The organism is Streptomyces sp. NPDC001606 (assembly GCF_053596835.1).
The window spans coordinates 502,382-523,046 of the sequence record NZ_JBSFHC010000002.1; the positions used below are offsets into that span (position 1 = coordinate 502,382).

The window sequence follows — 20,665 nt, forward strand, 5'->3', positions numbered from 1 at the left end:
GCGAACCCGGCGGGCGCGGCCGGAGCCGGACGTGCCGGTGGGCCGGCGGAGCCGGGTGACCCGGGGGTCATGCCACCGTGTCCGTGCCGGGCAAGGACCGCGTCGGCGCGCGGCGCGTATGACCGGCCGAAAACATATGCCCGGTGACTCCGCCCGGCACGAGGGTGTCGGTGTCGGTCGTGTACCAGACCCGGCCGAGCCCCTCCGGATCGGCCAGCACCCCGGCCACCGCCGCGAGCAGCGCCGGATCGTCCATGGCCCGCAGAGTCCGCAGGTCGACATCGGTGAGGTCGGGCGGGACCACGGGCCGTACGGCGTGCTCGCCGAGCCCGGCCGCCCGTGTCATTGGCTCCCCCACCTCGGCTCCTCCCTGCCCCGCGCCCGCCCCGCGCAGCCGCAGTGGCTGCCGACTTCTTCCCGACAGGCCCGAACCAGAAACCCGGGAGGGCTCAACTCCGGTCAAGTTCCGTCGCGTTGCGCCATTCTTCGGTCCACGGCCACCACGGTGGGGCGACTTCCCGCCACTCCCCCGCCGAGAGCGACCGGGCGTCCGCCGGGGGCGGCTGCCGCTCCGCCCGCCGGGCCCGCTCCACATCGGCCCAGTCCACGTCGTACAGCGCCCCGACCAGCCGCTGCCACTGCCGGCGCGCCGCCCGGAAGGCACCCTGAGCCGCGCCGGGCCGCCCCATCAGGGCGAGCACCGCCCCGCTGCCGTACCGGGCGCGCGCGGCCGTCACCGAGCCCGGATCGGCACCGTGCGCCGCGACGGCCTCCCGCTCGGCGTTCTCGTACGCCTGGAGCGCGTCGGTCAGCAGGGGCGCGCCCGCGTGGTACCAGCCCTCCAGCCGGACCCGCCCCAGCTGGAGCCACACCTCGGCCCGTACGGCGGCGTCGGCCGCCGCGCGCACCGCCTGGCCGAGCAGGTGCCGGCTCTCGAACAGGTCCGGCAGAAAGCCGAGATGGCGGAACCGCTGGGCGAGCGCGCTGGCGACCAGCCCCTGGAGCCGGCCGCGCTGCGCGGAACGGGCGGGCAGTGCGGTGAGCGCCTCCCGCAGCACGTACTCGGCCCGGTCCACGGTGCCCGCGCCGTCCGCCGCCGAGGCCCGTCCGAGCAGCGACTCGCCCCAGGCGGTGAGGAGGCGCAGGCGTGGCTCGCTGTCGGCCGGTGCCAGCAGCACGGCCCGCTCGTACAGCGCGTCGGCCTCCGTGTGCTCGCCGGCCCCGGCGTGGAACGCGGCCAGCTCGGCGAGCGCGGGCACCAGCAGCGCCGGGTCCTCCCCGGCGGCCCGCCGCGCCTGCCGCAGCGCCTGCCGCACCTCCGCGTCCTCGGCCCGGGCCGCGGCGAGCGCCCGCGCGAGATCGAGCAGCACGGGCGCGCGTACGGCGTCGGTGGCGCCCTCCGCCGCCAGCAGCGCGCAGCCCTCGCGCAGCTCGGCGGTGGCGGCACCGGGCCGCCGCAGGTCCATCAGCAACCGGCCGCGCAACACGAGCCGCTCCCGCTCCACCCCGGCCTGCCACGGCACACCGGCCTCCGGCGGCTCACCGGCTCCGGAAGGACGGTCGGCGGTCCGTGCGGCGGCGGGGGTCGGGGCGTCGGCAGCGGGCGGTGCCCCGGCTGCCGGGCGTTCCCCGTCGTCGGGATACGTGTCCCGGAGCCACCGGCGGGCCCGCTCGGTCACCTCGGGCCAGGGCGGGGTGTCCGGGGCCAGGACGTCGAGGGCGGTGGTGAGGTGGGCGTCGTCCGCCGTCAGCTGCCACAGCTCGCGTCGGCAGGCGGCGAGTTCCAGGGCCGCGGCGGCCCGCTCGGGGCCGTCGGCCAGGCTCTCTGCGTGCGCGGCGGCGAGCGCGCCGGCGGCCTCCTGGAGCAGCTGCGGCCGCCGTCCCTCCGTGCGGGCGGCTGCCGTACCCGCCTCCGCGCGCAGCACCCGGCCGAGGACCAGATGGGCCCGGAACCGCCCGCCGGGGTCGGCGACCGGCGCGGAGCCGGTGCCGGCGGTCGCGAGCCGGAGCTGGTCCCGGGCGCGCCGCAGCGCCTCCGGGTCGGCCAGCCGCCGCCACTGGGCGAGCAGCCGCTCGGCCTCGGTCAGCGGGTCCGGCGTGACCAGGTCGGGCAGATAGAAGCGCAGCACACGGGCCGGGATACGGGCGAACAGCTCGGCCTCCACGCCGCCGCCGTCCCCGGTGTCCGCGCCCTCCCCGGTGCCGGCCGCGTCCCCCGTCTCCCCGGCGCCGTCCGCGAGCCGGGCCGCCGCGAGCGCGGCGAAGTTGCGGGTGCCCTTGCCGAAGTGCCGTTCCACATAGGCCGAGCAGTGCTTGAGGACGAGCCCGGCGGCGTCCTGGCCGAGGGAGGACAGGAGCAGGTCCTGCACCCGGGGCGGGTAGGCGAAGCACGGCTGGTGCTCGGTGCCGGGCAGCTGCCGGAGCAGACCGCCGAGCAGCACCTCGGCCAGTTCCATGGGTCCGGTGTCGGGCAGCATGGCGCGCTGGACGAGCTGCATCACCGGCAGGGTGAGCGGCGCCGCGGCGAGGTAGACGGCGAGCCGCAGGGCACCGGGCGAGGCGCTCGCGCGGAAGGCGCGCAGCAGGTCGTCGTCGCTGCGCGGCGGCGCGGCGGCCGGGGCGGTGCCGGCCGCCGCCGGTGCGGTGGCGGGGTGGGCGAAGCCGGCCCAGGCGGGCCCGCTGACCGGCCCGGTCGCGGCGAGCACCCGGGCGAACGCCTCGAAGGCCTCCGGGGTGGGTTGCAGCACGGGCACCGGCCGGGCGCCGGGCGGCGGTTCCTCCCAGGGCTCGTCCTCGGGCACGAAGTCCAGCCGTCCGCCGCTCTCCCCGGCGCGGACCAGCACTCCCGGTTCGGCCGGCAGCGCCGTACGGCCCCACAGGCGGGGCGGCAGCGGCTGGACCACGGCCACGGGGGCGGAGCGCGGCCAGGCGTGCAGCAGCCGCTGGGCGGTGCCGTTCTGCCACAGCGGGCCGACGCAGTCGCTGATGACGAAGGTGAGCCGGCGGCCGCTGGGGTCGTGGAGTTCCTCGGCCGGGCGCAGCCGGGTGTGCCGGCCGGGACCGGCGGTCGTACCGACGAGCGGGCTGCCGGAGTCGTCGGCGTACAGGTGGTGGACGCGGACGGAGGCGAACGCGCCGGACTGCTGGCAGGCCTGCCGCAGCTCCTCCACCATCTGCCCCCATACGGCCATGGCGGGCCCGGTGTCCATCAGCAGCTGGACGTCGCAGCGCCGGCGGCGGCCGGGCCGCAGGACGGGCAGCAGGATGCCGCTGGCGGCGGCGCGCTCGGCGGTGGCCTCCTCGTCGACGCGCTGCTCGTCCCGGCCGGGCCGGACGGCGGTGCGGTAGCGGCCGAGGGAGCGCAGCGCCTTCTCCAGGGCGAGCAGCCCGGGCAGCGCGCCGGCGGCGGGGGCGCGCACGGGGAAGGAGGCGGGGGCGGCGTCGGAGGGCGGACGGCCGGAGAGGCGGGCGGGGGCGGGCCGGGACGGCGGGGCGGGGCTCGGAGCGGCCAGCTGGACGGCGGGTTCGGGGAGGTCCGGGACGGACGGGGGCGGGGGCGGCGGGCTGCCGGGCTCATCATGGGCGCCGAGGGGTGGGTCGGCGGGCGCCCCGCCCTGCGGCGCGGCCGCATCGGATCCGGGTGGTCCGGCCGGCGCGCCCGGCGGGGCGGTGCCGAGCTGCCCGGCGAGCCAGAGCGCGTCCGCGACGTCCTCGGCGGTCGGCTGAAGTCCGCCCCGGCGCAGCTGGTGGATCAGCTCGTCCAGGCGGTCCCGGCGCATCCCCGGCATCGGCCCCTCACCTCGTACGGTCGAGCGGCTGCATGAGCATCTCCGCGATCCGCTCCCTGGTGAGGCCCTGGGCGTGCGGGTCGTGCTGGGTGAGGAACAGGGCGTTGAGGAGCTGGTCGGCGGCGAGCACCTCGCCGGGTTCGCGCTCCAGGAAGCGGCGGATCAGATCGGCGCCCGCGGCGACCCCCGCGGCGCCGAGGTGGGCCTCGACCATGGCGGTGAGCTGTTCCTCGCCGGGCGGGTCCAGCTCCAGCTGGACGCAGCGGCGCAGCAACGGGGCGGGGAAGTCGCGCTCGCCGTTGGAGGTGAGCACGATCACCGGGAAGGCGGAGCAGGCGATGCGGCCGCCGCGCACGGCGACCCGGTCGCCGTCGTGGGTGAGCACCTCGACCACGGGTTCCCGGTCGGCGAGCCGCTCCAGCTCGGGGATGGAGAACTCGCCCTCCTCCAGAGTGTTGAGCAGGTCGTTCGGGAGGTCGAGGTCGCTCTTGTCGAGTTCGTCGATGAGCAGGACGCGCGGCTGCTCGGCGGGGAGCAGCGCGGTGCCGAGCGGGCCGAGCCGGATGTACGAGCCGATGCCGGAGCCGCCTCCGGCCGTCTCCCCGCCGCCCCGGGCGCGCTCCAGCTGGACGTCCTGGAGCCGGGCTATGGCGTCGTACCGGTACAGGCCGTCCTGGAGGGCCGTACGGCTGACGATGGGCCAGCGCAGCACCTTGCCCAGGCCCAGCTCGTGGGCGATGGCGTAGGCGAGGGTGGACTTCCCGGTGCCCGGGTTGCCCGTCACCAGCAGGGGCCGGCGCAGGTACAGGGCCGCGTTGACGGCGTCCACCTCGGCGGGCCGGGGCGCGTAGTTCTCGACGAGGCGGCGGCGCACACCCAGCCGGCGCGCGCTGCTCGGGTCGGTCTCCGCCCCGCCGTCCACCGGGTCCGCCGTGTCCTGCGGGGCCTGCCGGGACGTCGCGAAGTCCCGCCACGGCGGCGGGGCCGGCAACCGCCGCATGCCGTCGTGCGGCTGACCCACTCCGCGGTAGATCCGCCAGTCGTTCACCTTGGGCTCCTCCCGGCTCTGGTGATCATTCAGCGGGCCCGGCCGTCCGACGTACGAGGCTACCGCCCACCGCCGCCGCCCGCCGGGCTTCGGCACGTCCGGTTCCCGTCATCCGGCCCGCCGAACAGGCTTGCGACGCGCGCGAGTTGACGGCGACGCGGGCGGCCGGCGCGGGGTCAGCCACCGGGCGCGGCCAGCGGCGGCGGGCGCATGGCCTCCGCCGCGTACGGGGGCCGGTCCGGCGGGTCCACCAGTACGGCGAGCTTGCCGCGCAAGCCTTGGGCGCGGGCGGTGTCCGGGTCGGACAACCGGATGCGCAGGTCGCGCACCGGGCCGGGCAACCCGTCGGCGTGCCCGGCGAGTTCCAGCAGACCGGTGGCCTGCCGGTGGAAGTCCCGGCACTCGTCGTGGTCGTGCCGGTCCCGGCGCCACAGCACCACCGAGTGCCCGGCCATCAGCGCGTCCTTCATCGCCGCCAGCCCCTCGCCACTGCCGACCGGTCCGCAGTAGACCGGCACGCTCGCGTCACCCATCGCGGACAGCACGCCGTAGTACGGGTACCTGCCCCCGGCCCGCACACCCGGCGGATGCCCCTCCGCCGGGCCCCCGTCGGCCGCGCCCGCGCCGGGCGGCCGCCCGTGCAGCGGCTCGTGCGCCAACGGCCCGCGCTGCGCGCCCTTCCAGCGCCGGCGCCACTCCGGGGAGGGCGGCCGGCTGTTGCGCCGTACGTCCCGTACGACGACGGTCCGCCGCATCCCGAGCGGCATGGCCCGCTCGTCCACGAACGCGTCGTCCATGTCGTCCAGGGCATCCATGTCTTCCATGGCGTCCATGGCGTAGGGGAAGCCCTCGCTCCCGAGGCCGGCGTCCGCACCGGCGTCGTCCGTCCCGCCGGCCGGGCCGGGCAGCAACTGCCACTCGTCCACCGGCAGATCGAACAGCCTGCGCGGGAGGAACACCTCGATCGCGGCCAGGTGCTCCCCGTGGTCCCCCTGGCTCAGCGCCAGCGCCAGCGGCTCCCGCAGCACCCCCGCCAGTTCCTCGGCGCGCACACCGCGGTCGTCGGCGGCGACCGGGGTGACGTCCTGGCCGTCGTAGATCAGCTGCACGCTCCACGGGTACCGGCCGTCGTACATCGGCGCCCCGACCTTGACGAGCACATCGGTACGGGTGGCCGAGGGGGGCACCACGGCGGGCACCGGCGGCCGGCGCCACTCGGTGGCGGGGGCCCGTGGGGCGGGCAGGGCGGCCGGGGTGTCCTGTCGCTCGACCGGCGCGCCCGGCAGCGGTCCGCCCTGCTGGGCCGGCACCTGCGGGTGCGCGAGGCCGGTGTGCGAGGGCGCCTCCGCGCGCTGCCGGCCGAGCCCGCCCGCCGGGTCCGGCTGCCCGCCCCCTGGCTCCGCCGGCCACCGGCCGGTTCCCGGCGCCGGAGGGTCGTCCTCCGCGGTCCCGATGCCCTCCAGCAGGCTGCGGACGGCCTCGCCGACCGCCCAGTTGTGATGGCCGGCGGCCTGGGCGGCGATCCAGTCGGAGAAGGCGCGCAACCGCTCCGGAGGCACCTCCCCGGCCCGCTCCCGCCCGGTCTTCCGCAGGACCTTCGCCGCGTACAACAGCACGGCGTCGAGGTCGACCAGCGTGCCGCCGCCGCCCGGCTCCAGGGTGCGCAGCCCGGAGAGCAGCCCGGCGCCCTCGCGCCAGGTGCGCACGCGGCGCAGCAGCAGCGACCGCAGCCGTTCGCCGCGCACCTGTTCCTTCACGTCCTCCACGAGGTGGACGACCTCGCCGGGACCGGCCGGCGGCGGAAGCTGCGCGAGATGGCCGTAGAGCCGCGTGCGCAGTTCGGCGGTGATTCCGGAGACGGAGGGCGCGTGGCCGGGCAGGGAGCGCTGTACGGCGGTCCAGTCGGGCTGCCAGGCGGGGGCGGGTCCGGCGTCGTCGAGGCGGCCGAGGTGGTGCAGGTCGTGCGCGCGCAGGACGTCGCGCACCACGCGGGCCCCTTCACGCAGGTCCAGTAACTCGTACAGCGCGGTCACGGGCACGGCGACGCCCTCCTCCCTGCGCCGCCCCTTGATCACTCCGGCGACGGAGCCGTACCGCAGGTCCAGCAGGGGGCCGCCGGACAGCCCGCCGACCGGCAGGCTGCCGGCGAGCAGCAGGGCGCGCGCGTCACAGCCGGCGAGTTCCCCGGCGGCATGCCGGATGCCCAGCTCACCGGTCTGCACGGACCAGCCGTACAGCCCGACGGGGGTGCCGGGGCCCGCCTCCCGGTCGCCGAGCCACAGGCAGGGCACGTCCTCGGCGCCGGTGACCCGGACGAGCGCGAGGTCGGGGAAGGGCCAGGGATCACGCGGCACCTGTCCGGGCTCCGGCCGGGGTGCCACGAGGACGGCGCTGCCGCTGCCGGTGCGGTCGGCCCAGGCGTCGGCGGCGGTGCGCTGCTGCCAGGACACGCTCATCGCGCTCTCCCCTCGGCACACCGCGGCTCCCCCCTTCCCCACGACATGAGCGCAGGTCAACAGCCATCCCGGGGCTATGAAGAACCCCGACCCCCAGTACGCGTCACGGTCCGTTGCATACCCGTCACATGGTGCGCCGATGCGTGCGAGGGAGGGGCGCACCATCTCGCCGAAGGCGCTCATCCGGCCGCGGGAGCCGGGGGGCCGGGCGGTACGGCGGGACGGGGGCCGGCGGCGGGGCCGGCACCGCCGCCCGATGCCGGGGGTTCGGTCCAGGTCAGGGACACCGTGAGCGAGGAGGTGCCGCCACCCTCGGCAATGGCGCTCACGATCTTGCCGGACTGCGCCGTCAGTTCGATTCCGAAGCTGACGGAGACCTCGACGGGGGCCGGGGTGTCCAGACCGGCGCGCAGGGAGCGCACGACCCCGCCGACGGTGCCGGCCAGTCCGCCCGCCATGTCGATGATCCGGTCGCCGAGGCCGGTGTCCCAGTAGCCCCCGTCCGGCGCGTCGTCGCCGGTCGCGGCGATCCGGGCCCAGACGACGGTGCCGTCGTCCAGCCGTATGCGTTCGAGCCCTCCAGCCATGACGCCCCCGTTCGCCGATGGAAGGAGAAGGCTAACTCCCGGGGAAGGGGAGGGGGAGGGGGCGAGGGAAAGGAAGGGCGTGTCCGCGGGCCGCCCGGTCGTGCCCCCTGGCCGTACCGCCTACTCGTCGTCCTCGTCGTCGTCCAGGCGGGCGAGCCAGGTGGCGAGCCGCTCGACGGGCACCTCGAAGTCCGGGTTGAGATCCACGAAGGTGCGCAGCTGCTCGGCGAGCCACTCGAAGGTGACCTCCTCCTCGCCGCGCCGCTTCTCCAGCTCCTCGATACCGCGGTCGGTGAAGTACATGGGGTGCGTCTCCTGCGTATCAATCCACGCCAGCGATGGCTTCCTCCACAGCCTATGCAACGCACCGACCCCGGCGGCGCGAGCCCCCATCGGTCCGCCACGCCCCCGGCAGCGCGGGCCTCCGCCGGTCCGGCACACCCCGGCGCACGCGCCGAACCGCGCGGGCGCGTCCCCGCACGCGCCGGCCCCGGGATCCCCTGCGCCAGGCGCCCCGCACCCGGGCGGCGGACTCCTCCCCCGAACGAGTGTCTTGACTTCCCGGCACCGCGATATATCGTGTTTGCAGTGGACGCGATATGGCGCGTCGCGTCGTGAACAGATCGCCCAAGGGGGTCCCCATGTCCGAGTGGTCCATCGCCGAACCGCAGAAACTGACCTTCGACACCGACGTGACCGACCTCAAGGTCCGCGTCGTCAACGGCACGGTGAACGTGGTGGGGACGGACGAAGGCGCCGCCCGCCTGGAGATCTCGGAGATCGAGGGCCCGCCCCTGATCGTCACCCACGAGGCGGGCACCCTGACGGTGGCCTACGAGGACCTGCCCTGGAAGGGCTTCCTCAAGTGGCTCGACCGCAAGGGCTGGCGGCGCAGCGCCGTGGTCTCCCTCGCGGTGCCGGCGGACACCCGCGTGGAGGTGGGCGTCGTCGGCGCCGGCGCCGTCGTCTCCGGCATCCGCGGTTCCGCCGTGGTCAAGGGGGTGACCGGTGACACGACCCTGGTCGGCGTCTCCGGCCCGGTCCGCGCCGAGACCGTCTCCGGAAATCTGGAGGCCCAGGCGGTCACCGGCGAACTGCGGTTCCACTCGGTCTCCGGCGACCTGACCGTGGTCGAGGCCTCCGGCCCCTCCGTGCGGGCGGACTCCGTCAGCGGCTCCATGATCATCGACCTGGACCCGGACGGCCCCACCGACGTCGGCCTCACCAGCGTCTCCGGTGAGATCGCCATCCGGCTGCCGCACCCGGCCGACGCCGAGGTGGAGGCCAACACGGCCAGCGGGAGGATCTCCAACGCCTTCGACGGACTGCGGGTGCAGGGCCAGTGGGGCGCCCACAAGATCACCGGCCGGCTCGGCGCGGGCACCGGCAGGCTCCGGGCCACCACCGTCTCCGGCTCGATCGCCCTGCTGCGCCGCCCGGCCCGGGAGGACGAGGACGCCCCTGCGGCCGGGACGGACCCCACCCCGGGGGACAATTCCGTCCCCGGCCAGGGCACCGATGCCGGCGACGCCCCGGCCGACGGCACGACCGACAAGAAGGTGCTCTGACATGCCTCCCGTCTTCGCCCACGGCCGCCTCCGCCTGTACCTGCTCAAGCTGCTGGACGAGGCTCCCCGCCATGGCTACGAGGTGATCAGACTCCTCGAGGAGCGCTTCCAGGGGCTCTACGCCCCCTCGGCCGGCACGGTCTACCCCCGGCTGGCCAAACTGGAGACGGAGGGGCTGGTGACGCACACCACCGAGGGCGGCCGCAAGGTGTACGCCATCACCGACGCCGGCCGCGCCGAACTGGCCGGCCGCAGCGGCGAACTGGCCGACCTGGAGCTGGAGATCCGCGAGTCGGTCGCGGAACTGGCCGCCGAGATAAAGGCCGATGTGCGCGGCGCGGCCGGGGATCTGCGCCGGGAGATGCGCGCGGCCGCCTCCGAGGCCCGCCGGGACACGAAGGCCGAGGACCGGTCGGACGCGTCCGGTGAGTACCGGGACAAGGAGTCCTGGCAGGCGGCCAGGGAGGAGATGCGCCGGGTCAGGCAGGAGTGGAAGGAGCAGGCCCGGCGGGCGAAGGACGAGAGCCGACGGGCCCGCGAGGAGGCCGAGCGGGCCCGCCGGCAGGCTCAGGAGGCGCAGGCACGGGCGCGGGCCCAGGCCCAGGAGGAGGTGCAGCGCATCGCCCGCCGTGTGCAGGACCGCTTCGCCCGTGGCGACTGGCCGACGGGCGTACGCGAGGGCCTGACCGAACTGGCCAGGGAACTGGGCGACTTCGGCAAGGAGTTCGGCAAGAGCTTCGGCATGGACCGGACCTCCGCCCGCACCGCGCCCCCGGAACCCCGGCCGGAGTACACCCCGGCCTCCGAGGATCTCGCGGTCGCGTACGAACCCTCCTGGGCGCACGAGGAGTTCACCGGTGACCCGGCCCGCGATCTGGACCGCCTGCTGGACCGCTTCCGCGACGACATCCGCGACGCGGCCCGCGACCACGGGGTCACGGCGGACCAGCTCCGCGACACCCGCCACCAGCTGGCGCAGGCGGCGGCCCGCATCGCGGCGGTACTCCGCACCCCGACCGCCTGACGGAACGGAGAGGCGGGCCCGGCACCCCGGGCCCGCCCCCGCGACCCTCACACTCCCTCGTACGACGGCACCTCAGAAGGCACCCGGGGGCACTCAGAAGGCACCCTGGCGGCACTCAGGAGGTGGTGAGCACGATCTTTCCGAACAGCTCCCCGGACTCCATCCGCTCGAAGCCCTCCCGGGCCCGGTCCAGCGGCAGCTCCTCGTCGATGACGGGCCGCACCCCGGTCGCCGCACAGAAGGCGAGCAGATCCTCCAGCTCGTCCTTGGTGCCCATGGTGGAGCCGACGACCTTCAGCTCCAGGAAGAAGATCCGGGTCAGCTCGGCGTGCGAGGGCCGGTCGCCGCTGGTGGCGCCGGAGATGACGATCGTGCCGCCCGGCCGCAGCGACTTCACCGAGTGCGACCAGGTCGCGGCGCCCACGGTCTCGATGACCGCGTCGACCCGCTGCGGCAGCCGCGCGCCCGGCTCCACGGCCTCCACCGCACCGAGTTCCAGGGCCCGCTTCCGCTTGGCCTCGTCCCGGCTGGTGGCGAAGACCCGCAGCCCGGCCGCCTTGCCGAGCACGATCGCGGCCGTGGCGACCCCGCCGCCCGCGCCCTGCACCAGCACCGAGTCCCCGGGCCGTACCCCGGCATTGGTGAACAGCATCCGGTACGCCGTCAGCCACGCGGTGGGCAGACAGGCGGCCTCGGCGAAGGACAGCTCCTTGGGCTTGGGCAGCACGTTCCAGGTCGGCACGGCGACCTGCTCGGCGAAGGTGCCCTGGTAGCGCTCGGTGAGGATGGAACGGGGCTCGTCGGGACCGACCCCGTGACCGGTCTGGCCGATGACCGAGTGCAGGACGACCTCGTTGCCGTCCTCGTCGACGCCGGCGGCGTCACAGCCGAGGATCATCGGCAGCCGGTCCTCCGGGAGGCCGACGCCCCTGAGGGACCACAGGTCGTGATGGTTGAGGGAGGCGGCCCGTACATTGATGGTGCTCCAGCCGGGACGGGCCTCGGGAGCCGGACGCTCTCCCAACTCAAGGCCGTCGAGCGGCTGGTCGCGGTCGATTCGGGCGGCGTAGACAGCGAACATGCAGCCGACGATAGGTGCGCCGGTCAGCCGACGGAACAGGGGGACGCTGTGACACATGCCCTCTTGTGCAGGGACACCCGTCCGGCGCAGGACCGCGCGGCGCGGGAAAGAAAAACGGCCCCGCCCTGAGTGGGCGGGGCCGTTCGGCACGGCGTCAGAGACGGGCGACGCCCTCGGCGCGAGCCGCGGCCGCGACAGCCGCGGTGACCGCGGGAGCGACCCGCTCGTCGAACGGCGACGGGATCACGTAGTCGGCGGCGAGGTCGTCGCCGACCACCGAGGCCAGCGCCTCGGCGGCAGCGATCTTCATGCCCTCGGTGATCCGAGTGGCCCGCACCTGGAGCGCCCCGGCGAAGATGCCCGGGAACGCCAGCACGTTGTTGATCTGGTTCGGGAAGTCCGAGCGCCCGGTCGCGACCACGGCCGCGTACTTGTGGGCGACCTCGGGGTGCACCTCCGGGTTCGGGTTGGCCATCGCGAACACGAAGGCGCCCTTGGCCATGGAAGCCACGGCCTCCTCCGCGACCGTACCGCCGGAGACGCCGATGAAGACGTCCGCGCCCGCGAGCGCGTCCTCCAGCGAGCCGGTGAGGCCGGCCTTGTTGGTGAAGCCCGCCAGCTCGCGCTTGACCGGCGTCAGGTCCTCCCGGTCGGCCGAGACGACGCCCTTGCGGTCCGCCACCGCCACATCCCCGATGCCGGCCTCGACCAGCATCTTGGCGATGGCGACACCGGCCGCGCCGGCGCCGGAGATGACGGCACGCAGCTGCCCGATCTCCCGCCCGCTGAGCCGCGCCGCGTTCCGCAGCGCCGCGAGCGTCACGACGGCCGTACCGTGCTGGTCGTCGTGGAAGACCGGGATGTCGAGCCGCTCCTGGAGCTGCCGCTCGATCTCGAAGCACCGGGGTGCCGAGATGTCCTCCAGGTTCACGCCGCCGAAGGAGGGGGCGAGCCGGACGACGGTCTCCACGATCTCGTCCACGCCCGTGCAGTCGAGCGCGATCGGCACGGCGTCCACGCCGCCGAACTGCTTGAACAGGATGGCCTTGCCCTCCATCACGGGGAGGGAGGCCTGGGGACCGATGTCCCCGAGTCCGAGCACGGCCGTACCGTCGGTGACGACGGCGACCACGGAGGACTTCCATGTGTAGTCGTTGACCAGCTCCGGCTGTTCCGCGATCGCGGTGCACACGCGAGCGACGCCGGGCGTGTACGCGAGGGAAAGGTCGTCCTTGTCACGGATCGGCACGGTGGCCTGCACGGCCATCTTGCCGCCGCGGTGCAGCGCGAACGCCGGATCGAAGGAATCGAGGGGCTCGGCCCCGCCGTCCTGGTCCGTATTGCTGTCGCTGCGAGGATTGACGATCTCCGCTGCCACTTCGTTTTACCCCTTAGGTATGCATGGTTTGAGGGTCGACCACTCCTGGTGAGGGGTGGGCGGGCACCGCGCACGGCCCGATTGCTGATACGTACGAGCGCATACGCGACGGGCGCGCCGCACACGCGCCCTGAGCCCCGGATGAGGGGTGTAAAGAACCTTCTTACCGGACGGACGGCGCCCACGACGAGTCCAATAGGTGCAAGGTCACATCTCGGAACCGGAAAGCCGCTCGGAGCCGACATGAGACGAGGGGGTCCCGGCGTGCCCGGCAGGGCCGTACGGGCCGGCGGCAAGGGCCGTGCGGCGTGGGAAAGCCCACGTATGGACGCGTCCGAATGATGAGACGGGCCGCAGGTTCGCGCACTCGGCGGCACCACGGCGGCACGTAATACCCTGAGATCGCACCCGTCCGTTACGCACCCGCCCGCAGCCACGACGACAGAGCGCCCATAAGGACTACAAGTGGAACTGGCCTATTACTCGGACTACGCCGTACGCCTCGTCAACAGCGAGGAGCCGGCGCGGGGCAAGGACTCCCTGACCTCGGTCGAGGCCGTCCGCGACCTCTTCGGCGCCAACGCGTCGGCGGCCCGCCGCGCCACCGACGCCGACGTCACCCGCTTCCGCTCGGTGCGGGCCCGGCTGCGCGCGGTGTTCGAGGCGGCCGACCAGGGCGACGAGACGCTGGCCGTGGACCTGCTGAACTCGCTGCTCCTGGAGTTCCCGGTGTCGCCGCAGATCTCGGGCCACGACCACCGCGACGAGGACGGCCGCCCGCTGTGGCACATGCACCTCGCCGACCACCCGTCCAACGCCACCGCCGGCTACGCGGCCATCGCGGCGATGGGCCTGGCCTTCCACCTCACCGAGTACGGCGTGGACCGCCTGGGCCTGTGCGAGGCCGCGCCCTGCCGCAACGCCTACCTCGACACCTCCACCAACCGCTCCCGGCGCTACTGCTCCGACCGCTGCGCGACCCGCGCGAACGTCGCCGCCTACCGGGCCCGCAAGCGCCTGGAGGCCGACCGGTCGGGCAGCAGCGGCCGTACGGCCGACAGCGCCCAGCGGGCCAGCGCGGGCGCGGAGCGCTGACCGCTCCCCAGCGGCCGGTACCGCAGCCAGGCCTTCCCCAGGATCAGCTCCTCCGGGACGACCCCGTAGTCGGTGCTGTCCCCGCCCGCGTAAGGGTTGTCCCCGAGCACCCACCAGCCGCCCTCGCGCCGCTCCACGGCACGCTTGACGACCAGCAGGTCCTGCTGGAACGGATGCCGCAGTACGACGATGTCGCCGGCCCGGACCGCACTGCCGTACCGCACGAGGAGCTGGTCGCCGTGGCGGAGCGTGGGCACCATGGACGGACCCGTCACCTCCGCCAGCCCGAAGGGCGCCGCCGCCCTGCCCCGCTCGGTCTCCTGCGACAGTTCCGGCATCCCCGGCACCTCCCCGGTCCGTTCCTCCACCAGTCTCAGTCTGACCCTGGACTTTTGTCCTAAGCCCTAGGGGGCACCCGAGAAATCGCCTTCGTCAGGGAGTAATGTCGCACCTGAGAAGACGATCACGAGGAAGGAATGCTCCATGCTTTCCCGCCTGTTTGCCCCCAAGGTCAAGGTCAGCGCCCACTGCGACCTGCCCTGCGGCGTGTACGACCCGGCCCAGGCCCGCATCGAGGCGGAGTCGGTCAAGGCCGTGCAGGAGAAGATGGCCGGCAACGACGACCCCCACTTCCAGGCTCGCGCCACCGTCATCAAGGAGCAGCGCGCCGAGCTGGCGAAGCACCACGTCTCCGTTCTGTGGAGCGACTACTTCAAGGCTCCGCACTTCGAGAAGTACCCGGAGCTGCACCAGCTGGTGAACGACACCCTGAAGGCCCTCTCGGCCGCCAAGGCGTCCACCGACCCGGCGACGGGCCAGAAGGCTCTGGACTACATCGCCCAGATCGACAAGATCTTCTGGGAGACCAAGAAGGCCTGAGCCCTTCCCTCCCGAAAGGGGCCCGCCCGGTACCACCGGGCGGGCCCCTTGCCTGTCCGCCGACGGCCAGCCCTCACAGGCGGCGGATGAGGATGCCACCCAGGAAGGTGACCTCGAAGGACCCGTGCCGGGCAATGTGATCCACGAGGATCGCCCGAGCCCGCTGAATTGTCGCGTCCGCCGCATGATGACCGCACCAGCCACCAGGAGCGTCCCCGAGCCATGACCGACACCACCGGCCGCGTCCGTGAGCTGAACCTCTACCGCCAGTACTTCGACCTCGTCGCCGCGGGCACCAAGACGATCGAGGTGCGGGTGAAATACCCGCACCTCGCAGACCTCGCCGCCGGCGACACCATCCGCTTCCGCGTCAAGGGCACGGACGAGAGCTGCGAGGTGAGGGTCCTGCGGGTCAGCGAGTACTCCGGTTTCGAGGCCCTTCTCGACGGCGAGGGACCGGCGAACGTCAACCCGACCGCCACCCGCGAGCAGCAGCTCGCCAGCATCCGCGCCATCTACTCTGCCGAGAAGGAAGCGCTCGGCGCCCTCGCCATCGAGATTCAGCTCGCGGCCGCGTGACGCGACCTGGGCCGGAGGGCGGCCGCTGCCCTCCAGCGTCGGCTGCCGCTCAGTGCTGCAAGGTGAGCAGACCCGGTCGGTACGGCAGTTGGGTGTAGGGGACGCCGTCGGAGTTGGGGTTTCTGCCCTGGTAGAGGAGCTGGAGGTTGCAGGGGTCGACGGTCATGGTCTGGTCGGGGTTGTTGCGGACCAGGTCACCGTGGCTGATGTCGTTGGTCCAGGTGGCGCCGCTGTTGGCCTTGCCGGCGAAGGGGTTGCTCTCGGTGGCGGCCTGCGGGGTCCAGGGACCGGTCAGGCTGGTGGCGGTGAAGGAGCGGAAGTAGCGCTGCTCGTTCGCGCCCCGCGCCTCGACGATCATCAGGTACTGGTTCTGGCCCTGCACCTTGTACACCTGCGGCGCCTCGAACAGGTTCTTCACCGTGTCGCTCATGACCGTCGTGTAGGAGGAGCCGAAGCTGCTCGGGAAGTTCCCGAGGGGCATGCTCGCGCGGTAGATGCTGCCGTTGTCACCGGCGAAGAACAGGTACATGTTCTGGCCGTCGGCGATCAGGGTCGGGTCGATCGGGCCGCCGCTGGGGAGGCTGCCGGTGAACAGCGGCTGCGGCGCGGACCAGCCCCTGGGGTTGGTGGGGTCGCTGGACGTGCGGTAGGTGAAGGCCCAGTTGGTACCCCACCCCAGTGAGGCCAGCACCCAGACGTTCTTGGGGGCGAAGTAGAACAGCTGGGGCGCCACCGCGGACTGGGGCAGCGCGGTCTGCCCGGCCGTCGCCATGTCCGACCAGTTCGTGAAGGGGCTGAATCCCATCGTGCCCCACGACGATCCGTCGGAGGTGGTCGCGTAGACCAGGTGCTTGCCGTTGTACGTCACGGTGGTGAAGTCCTTCAGCGCGACCCAGCCGTTCGCCGGCTGCGCCAGCGGACCGGTCGAGGACCACCGGTAGGTCGACGGCAGGGAGCACGTGGCCGACGCCCCGGACAGGCCGCTCCACTTCTGGTTGGCGGCGCCGGTGCACGACCAGAGCTGCACCGCCGTGCCGTTGGCCGTGGCGCCGCCGGACACGTCCAGGCACAGTCCGGACTCCACGCCGACGATCGTGCCGTCGGAGTTCACCCGCCACTGCTGGTTCGCACCGCCGCTACAGGTCCAGATCTGCACCCGGGTACCGGCCGTCGTGGCGTGGCCCGGAACGTCCAGGCACTTGTTGCCGTACACGGTCAGCTGGTTGCCGTCCGTCAGCGTCCACTGCTGGTTGGTCCCGCCCGTGCAGTCCCAGATCTGGAGGAGCGCGCCGTCCGTCTGACTGGCGTTCGGCACATCGAGACACCGGCCGGAACCGACACCTTGGACGGCCCCGCTGGTGGCCGCCTGGGCCGGGATGGCGACGAGCATCGCCGCCAGCGAAACAAGGACCGAGACCGCGGCGGCGAGCACCACGGACAGGCGCCTGCGGCTGAGCCTTCGTCTGAGCATGGGGAACCTCGCATCGTGAGGAGTTCGTTCGATATAACGAACAGAGGTCGAAGTTTCGAGCGAGTGGATGATTGGGGAGGCGGCGAACGGCGTCAATAGCTTTCGCAAAAATCGGCGGACGATCCGAAATTTTCGGGTGGGGAAGGGGAATTGGACCGCTCCCAGCGGACGGTATTGGATCTCGGAACCGGTCCACCCTCGCCGTAGCGTTCCTCCCATGACCGCCCGCGCCACGATCACCGCCCCGGCCCCGGCCGCCTCCCCGCCCCGCCATCTGATCCCGCTGCTGGCCGCCGCCTGCGGACTGATCGCCGCCGGGCTCTACTACTGCCAGCCGCTCCTCCCCCGGATCGCCACGGCGTACGGCGCCTCCCCGGCCGCGGCCGGAGCGCTGGTCACGGCCACCCAGGCCGGCTACACGCTGGGCCTGCTGCTGATCGTGCCGCTCGGCGACATCGTCGCCCGCCGCCGCCTCGTCGGGACCCTGCTGGGCGCGGGCAGCGCAGGGATGCTGCTGTCGGGCGCGGCGCCCCGGCTGTGGGTGCTGACGGCCGCGGGCGTGCTGGTGGGCGCCGGCGCGGTCGTCGTGCAGATCCTCATCCCGTACGCCGCCTCCCTCGTCCCCGCCGGGGAGCGCGGCCGGGCGATGGGCACCATGCTCACCGGGGTCCTGCTCGGCATCCTGTGCTCCCGCACGGCGGCCGGGCTGGTCGGCGGGGCGTTCGGCTGGCGCGCGGTGTTCCTGGCGGCGGCCGGGACGCTCGCGGCGCTGGCCCTGCTGCTCGTCCGGGTGCTCCCGTCGTCCCCACCGGACGTGCCGATCGGCTACGGCGCCCAGCTCGCCGCCACGCTCCGGCTGGCCGCTTCCGAACCGGTGCTGCGCCGCCGTTCCCTGATCGGCGCCTGCTGCTTCGCCGCGTTCAGCGCCTTCTGGGCGACCTCGGCGTTCGTGCTGGCCGGCCCGCCCTACGGCTGGGGCTCGTCCGCGATCGGGCTGTTCGCGCTGGTGGGCGCGGCGGGCGCGATCGCGGCCCGGGCGACCGGGCGGTTCGCCGACCGGGGCCGGCAGCGGACGGCCACCGGAGCGCTGCTCGCGCTGGGCATGGCCGGGTTCGCGGCGCTGTGGCCGGGCGGGCACAGCCTGGTCTGGTTGATGGCCGGGGCCCTGCTGCTGGACGTCGCCGTGCACGGCGTCCACCTGCTGAACATGAGTGTGGTGTACGGCCTGCCGGACGTGCCCCCGGCCCGGATCGCCTCCGTCTACATGACGTCGTACTACCTCGGCGGCGCGGCCGGTTCGATGCTCGGCATCACCGCGTACCGGTTCGGCGGCTGGGCCGCGGTCCCGGCGGCGGGCGGCGCGGTGCTGGCGCTGGGGCTCGCGGTGTGGGCATGGGAACGCGGCTCGGCCGGGGCCCGGCGGCCCTGAGCCCGGGCGCTCACCGGATCCGGCCGCCCGCTGTCAGTGCCGTGTGTCAGGCTGAAGCGTGACCCTGGAGGACCTGGTGCGGCTGCGGCGCGTACGCGACCGGATGGACCGTGAGTACGCCGAGCCGCTCGACATGACCGAGCTGGCCCGGGACGCCCATATGTCCCCGGGCCACTTCCAGCGCAGTTTCCGCAAGGCCTTCGGCGAGACGCCGTACAGCTATCTGATGACCCGGCGCATCGAGCGGGCCAAGGCGCTGCTGCGCCGCGGCGATCTCACGGTGACCGAGGTGTGCCTCGCCGTGGGGTGTAGCTCGCTCGGCTCGTTCAGTTCCCGGTTCACCGAGCTGGTCGGCGAGACACCGAGCGCCTACCGGGCCCGTCCGCACGAGGAGGCGGCGGCGATCCCGTCCTGCGTGGCCCGTACGTTCACCCGGCCGCGCCGCCGACTTTACTGAGCAGCGCGCACCGAGAGCACGACCGGCCTAGCGTGATCCCATGGACGTGAGACTCGCGCAGTGTTTCATCGCCGTGGACGACCACGACAAGGCGCTCGCCTTCTACCGTGACGTGCTCGGCCTGGAGGTCCGCAACGACGTGGGCTACGAGGGGATGCGGTGGGTGACCGTGGGCTCGCCGCTCCAGCCGGACGTGGAGATCGTGCTGGAGCCGCCCGGCGCGAACCCGGACGCCTCCCCGGCCGACCGGCAGGCGCTCGCCGAGCTGCTCGCCAAGGGCATGCTGCGCGGGGTCATCCTGGCCACCGACGACTGCGACGCGCTGTGGGAGCGGCTGCGCGAGTCCGGCGCGGATGTGCTCCAGGAGCCCACGGACCAGCCGTGGGGGGTACGCGACTGCGCCTTCCGCGACCCGGCGGGCAACATGCTGCGCTGCTTCCAGAAGCCCGCGAAGTGAAGAGGCGCGTACCGGCGGGGCTTTCGTGAGTCCGCGCGGTGAACGCCCCATCCCAGCCCGGGGCTTTCGTGAGCCCGCGCCGTGAACGCCCCGCACCCCGGCGCGGCTTCGCGCCTACACTCCCCGCCATGATCATTCGCTGGACGTACGCCTTCATCGACCGCCCCGCCGAGCGCCTTGCCGAGGCGGGCGCCTTCTGGACGGCCGTCACCGGTACCCGGCTGTCCGAACCGCGCGGTCAGGACGGGGAGTTCGCGACCCTGCTGCCGGCCAAGGGCAACGGGGCGGACCCGTGTGTGAAGCTCCAGGGCGTCGCCGAGGGCCCGGGCGGCGCCCATCTCGACCTGTGCGTGGAGGACGTACGGGGGCTGGCCGAGGAGGCCTGCCGGCTCGGCGCGGAGCTGGTGGCGGACCATGACGGGTGGGCCGTACTGCGGTCGCCGGGCGGGCAGTTGTTCTGCGCCGTGCCCTGGCACGCGGAGGCGGTCCGGCCGCCGGTGGTGGCGGGCAGCCGACTGGACCAGGTGTGCCTGGACATCCCGCCCTCCGGGTACGCCGCCGAGGCCGCGTTCTGGGCGGAGCTGACCGGATGGGAGCGGCGGACCGGCTCCCGGCCGGAGTTCGAGGTGCTGGTGCCGCCGGCCGGTCTGCCGGTGCGGATCCTGCTCCAGCGGCTGGACGACGAGCACGCCACCACCACGACCGCCCACCTCGACCTGGCCTGCGCCGACATCACGGCGGCGCGCTCCCGGCACGAGGAGCTGGGTGCCGCCCTGGTCCGCCCGGGCGCGCACTGGACGGTGATGCGGGATCCGGCGGGCGGCCTCTACTGCCTCACCGGACGCGACCCGGAGACGGGCGGGCTGCCGGCCGGCCCCCAGGACTGATCGCAGTCAGGGCTGATCAGACCCAGGGCTGGACATCCACCACCGCTTCGACCGGCACCGGTCCGTACACGTGCGGGAACTCCTCGCCGCCCGGTGCCACGGCCTCGTATCGCAGCGGCGCTCCCAGCCGCGCCGGGTCCACGACCAGGACCACCAGGTCGTCGGGGCCCTCGTAGTCGTCGTAGAGGAGCGCGGCGATGCGCGGGAGCTGCTCATGGGTGGAGAAGTGGATGAAGCCCTCCTCCTGGAGGGTGCGGCCGCGCGTCGACACCTCGTAGGTGCCGCGCTCCCGGGCCGCTTCCCACAGTGCGCGTTCGGTCACATGGAAGATGCGGGGCGATATCGGCATAGGACCACGCTACGTCCCCGGTACGACAGCGGCGGACCCCGCACACCGTGGGGATGTGCGGGGCCCGCCTGGCCGGAGCCTCGGTGTCCGAGCGGGGTCAGGAGCCGCGCGGACCCGGGGCTCCGGGTTCCG

The 20,665-nt window shown here is 73.9% G+C and carries 20 protein-coding genes; 9 read left to right on the top strand and 11 right to left on the bottom strand.

Going from position 1 to position 20,665, the window contains the following annotated elements; all coding sequences use genetic code 11:
• Positions 1-67: 67 nt before the first annotated feature.
• The 6 genes from fxsA to ACWCV9_RS06660 all read right to left on the bottom strand — a co-directional run bounded on the left by fxsA (position 68) and on the right by ACWCV9_RS06660 (position 8,182).
• Positions 68-346, bottom strand: coding sequence for an FxSxx-COOH cyclophane-containing RiPP peptide (fxsA, locus tag ACWCV9_RS06635; protein WP_450784572.1), 279 nt, complete (start codon positions 344-346; stop codon positions 68-70).
• A gap of 103 nt (positions 347-449) precedes the next feature.
• Entirely contained in the window at positions 450-3,788 is a 3,339-nt protein-coding gene (locus ACWCV9_RS06640; protein WP_450784573.1) for an SAV_2336 N-terminal domain-related protein, read from the bottom strand.
• A gap of 7 nt (positions 3,789-3,795) precedes the next feature.
• Positions 3,796-4,836, bottom strand: a complete 1,041-nt coding sequence (locus tag ACWCV9_RS06645; protein WP_450784574.1) for an AAA family ATPase — start codon at positions 4,834-4,836, stop codon at positions 3,796-3,798.
• Positions 4,837-5,012: 176 nt separating this feature from the next.
• Complete coding sequence (locus ACWCV9_RS06650) at positions 5,013-7,475, bottom strand: VMAP-C domain-containing protein (RefSeq protein WP_450784575.1); 2,463 nt, start codon at positions 7,473-7,475, stop codon at positions 5,013-5,015.
• A complete protein-coding gene (locus ACWCV9_RS06655) occupies positions 7,472-7,879 on the bottom strand; it encodes a CU044_2847 family protein (RefSeq protein ID WP_450784576.1) in 408 nt (135 codons plus the stop codon). The genes ACWCV9_RS06650 and ACWCV9_RS06655 overlap by 4 nt, the downstream gene beginning before the upstream one ends.
• A 120-nt stretch (positions 7,880-7,999) precedes the next feature.
• Complete coding sequence (locus ACWCV9_RS06660; protein ID WP_019058231.1) at positions 8,000-8,182, bottom strand: DUF6104 family protein; 183 nt, start codon at positions 8,180-8,182, stop codon at positions 8,000-8,002.
• Between the two features lie 338 nt (positions 8,183-8,520).
• Between ACWCV9_RS06660 and ACWCV9_RS06665 the strand changes: the two genes are divergently transcribed.
• Positions 8,521-9,447: a DUF4097 family beta strand repeat-containing protein gene (locus ACWCV9_RS06665; protein ID WP_450784577.1), complete on the top strand. Its 927-nt coding sequence runs from the start codon at positions 8,521-8,523 to the stop codon at positions 9,445-9,447.
• Position 9,448: 1 nt separating this feature from the next.
• Positions 9,449-10,471 (top strand): helix-turn-helix transcriptional regulator, encoded by a 1,023-nt coding sequence (locus ACWCV9_RS06670; RefSeq protein WP_450784578.1) that lies wholly within the window; start codon positions 9,449-9,451, stop codon positions 10,469-10,471.
• Between the two features lie 115 nt (positions 10,472-10,586).
• Here the strand turns inward: ACWCV9_RS06670 and ACWCV9_RS06675 are convergent, their stop codons facing one another.
• Both ACWCV9_RS06675 and ACWCV9_RS06680 read right to left on the bottom strand, forming a co-directional pair.
• Positions 10,587-11,552, bottom strand: a complete 966-nt coding sequence (locus tag ACWCV9_RS06675; protein WP_450784579.1) for a zinc-binding dehydrogenase — start codon at positions 11,550-11,552, stop codon at positions 10,587-10,589.
• A 154-nt stretch (positions 11,553-11,706) separates the two neighbouring features.
• Complete coding sequence (locus tag ACWCV9_RS06680) at positions 11,707-12,930, bottom strand: NAD(P)-dependent malic enzyme (protein WP_450784580.1); 1,224 nt, start codon at positions 12,928-12,930, stop codon at positions 11,707-11,709.
• A 465-nt stretch (positions 12,931-13,395) separates the two neighbouring features.
• Between ACWCV9_RS06680 and ACWCV9_RS06685 the strand changes: the two genes are divergently transcribed.
• A complete protein-coding gene (locus ACWCV9_RS06685; protein ID WP_450784581.1) occupies positions 13,396-14,025 on the top strand; it encodes a CGNR zinc finger domain-containing protein in 630 nt (209 codons plus the stop codon).
• Here the strand turns inward: ACWCV9_RS06685 and sodX are convergent.
• Positions 13,929-14,363, bottom strand: a complete 435-nt coding sequence (sodX, locus tag ACWCV9_RS06690) for a nickel-type superoxide dismutase maturation protease (RefSeq protein WP_385840321.1) — start codon at positions 14,361-14,363, stop codon at positions 13,929-13,931. The two genes, ACWCV9_RS06685 and sodX, sit on opposite strands and share 97 nt — an antisense overlap.
• Positions 14,364-14,508: 145 nt before the next feature.
• Between sodX and sodN the strand changes: the two genes are divergently transcribed.
• Positions 14,509-14,904, top strand: coding sequence for a superoxide dismutase, Ni (gene sodN, locus ACWCV9_RS06695; RefSeq protein WP_014674929.1), 396 nt, complete (start codon positions 14,509-14,511; stop codon positions 14,902-14,904).
• Between the two features lie 222 nt (positions 14,905-15,126).
• Positions 15,127-15,483 carry an ASCH domain-containing protein gene (locus ACWCV9_RS06700; RefSeq protein ID WP_450784582.1) on the top strand — a complete coding sequence of 119 codons (357 nt, stop codon included), beginning with the start codon at positions 15,127-15,129 and terminating at the stop codon, positions 15,481-15,483.
• Between the two features lie 49 nt (positions 15,484-15,532).
• On the opposite strand, the gene ACWCV9_RS06705 is transcribed toward ACWCV9_RS06700, so the two are convergent.
• Positions 15,533-16,954 carry a non-reducing end alpha-L-arabinofuranosidase family hydrolase gene (locus tag ACWCV9_RS06705; protein WP_450784583.1) on the bottom strand — a complete coding sequence of 474 codons (1,422 nt, stop codon included), beginning with the start codon at positions 16,952-16,954 and terminating at the stop codon, positions 15,533-15,535.
• A gap of 217 nt (positions 16,955-17,171) precedes the next feature.
• Between ACWCV9_RS06705 and ACWCV9_RS06710 the strand changes: the two genes are divergently transcribed.
• From ACWCV9_RS06710 to ACWCV9_RS06725, 4 genes are all read left to right on the top strand, one after another.
• Entirely contained in the window at positions 17,172-18,383 is a 1,212-nt protein-coding gene (locus ACWCV9_RS06710; protein WP_450784584.1) for an MFS transporter, read from the top strand.
• Positions 18,384-18,441: 58 nt separating this feature from the next.
• A complete protein-coding gene (locus ACWCV9_RS06715; protein WP_385840051.1) occupies positions 18,442-18,840 on the top strand; it encodes a helix-turn-helix transcriptional regulator in 399 nt (132 codons plus the stop codon).
• Between the two features lie 40 nt (positions 18,841-18,880).
• Positions 18,881-19,297, top strand: a complete 417-nt coding sequence (locus tag ACWCV9_RS06720) for a VOC family protein (protein WP_450784585.1) — start codon at positions 18,881-18,883, stop codon at positions 19,295-19,297.
• A 128-nt stretch (positions 19,298-19,425) separates the two neighbouring features.
• Complete coding sequence (locus ACWCV9_RS06725; RefSeq protein ID WP_450784586.1) at positions 19,426-20,184, top strand: VOC family protein; 759 nt, start codon at positions 19,426-19,428, stop codon at positions 20,182-20,184.
• 16 nt (positions 20,185-20,200) lie between these two features.
• Here the strand turns inward: ACWCV9_RS06725 and ACWCV9_RS06730 are convergent, their stop codons facing one another.
• Positions 20,201-20,533: a DUF952 domain-containing protein gene (locus tag ACWCV9_RS06730; protein ID WP_385840055.1), complete on the bottom strand. Its 333-nt coding sequence runs from the start codon at positions 20,531-20,533 to the stop codon at positions 20,201-20,203.
• Between the last annotated feature and the right edge of the window lie 132 nt (positions 20,534-20,665).

Coding starts and splice junctions, on each gene's coding strand:
- ACWCV9_RS06655 (WP_450784576.1), bottom strand. CDS start 7,879: ATGGCTGGAGGGCTCGAACGCATACGGCTGGACGACGGCACCGTCGTC.
- ACWCV9_RS06640 (WP_450784573.1), bottom strand. CDS start 3,788: ATGCCGGGGATGCGCCGGGACCGCCTGGACGAGCTGATCCACCAGCTG.
- ACWCV9_RS06710 (WP_450784584.1), top strand. CDS start 17,172: ATGACCGCCCGCGCCACGATCACCGCCCCGGCCCCGGCCGCCTCCCCG.
- ACWCV9_RS06720 (WP_450784585.1), top strand. CDS start 18,881: ATGGACGTGAGACTCGCGCAGTGTTTCATCGCCGTGGACGACCACGAC.
- ACWCV9_RS06670 (WP_450784578.1), top strand. CDS start 9,449: ATGCCTCCCGTCTTCGCCCACGGCCGCCTCCGCCTGTACCTGCTCAAG.
- ACWCV9_RS06675 (WP_450784579.1), bottom strand. CDS start 11,552: ATGTTCGCTGTCTACGCCGCCCGAATCGACCGCGACCAGCCGCTCGAC.
- ACWCV9_RS06725 (WP_450784586.1), top strand. CDS start 19,426: ATGATCATTCGCTGGACGTACGCCTTCATCGACCGCCCCGCCGAGCGC.
- ACWCV9_RS06700 (WP_450784582.1), top strand. CDS start 15,127: ATGACCGACACCACCGGCCGCGTCCGTGAGCTGAACCTCTACCGCCAG.
- ACWCV9_RS06730 (WP_385840055.1), bottom strand. CDS start 20,533: ATGCCGATATCGCCCCGCATCTTCCATGTGACCGAACGCGCACTGTGG.
- ACWCV9_RS06650 (WP_450784575.1), bottom strand. CDS start 7,475: ATGAGCGCCTTCGGCGAGATGGTGCGCCCCTCCCTCGCACGCATCGGC.
- fxsA (WP_450784572.1), bottom strand. CDS start 346: ATGACACGGGCGGCCGGGCTCGGCGAGCACGCCGTACGGCCCGTGGTC.
- ACWCV9_RS06665 (WP_450784577.1), top strand. CDS start 8,521: ATGTCCGAGTGGTCCATCGCCGAACCGCAGAAACTGACCTTCGACACC.
- sodN (WP_014674929.1), top strand. CDS start 14,509: ATGCTTTCCCGCCTGTTTGCCCCCAAGGTCAAGGTCAGCGCCCACTGC.
- ACWCV9_RS06705 (WP_450784583.1), bottom strand. CDS start 16,954: ATGCTCAGACGAAGGCTCAGCCGCAGGCGCCTGTCCGTGGTGCTCGCC.
- sodX (WP_385840321.1), bottom strand. CDS start 14,363: ATGCCGGAACTGTCGCAGGAGACCGAGCGGGGCAGGGCGGCGGCGCCC.
- ACWCV9_RS06660 (WP_019058231.1), bottom strand. CDS start 8,182: ATGTACTTCACCGACCGCGGTATCGAGGAGCTGGAGAAGCGGCGCGGC.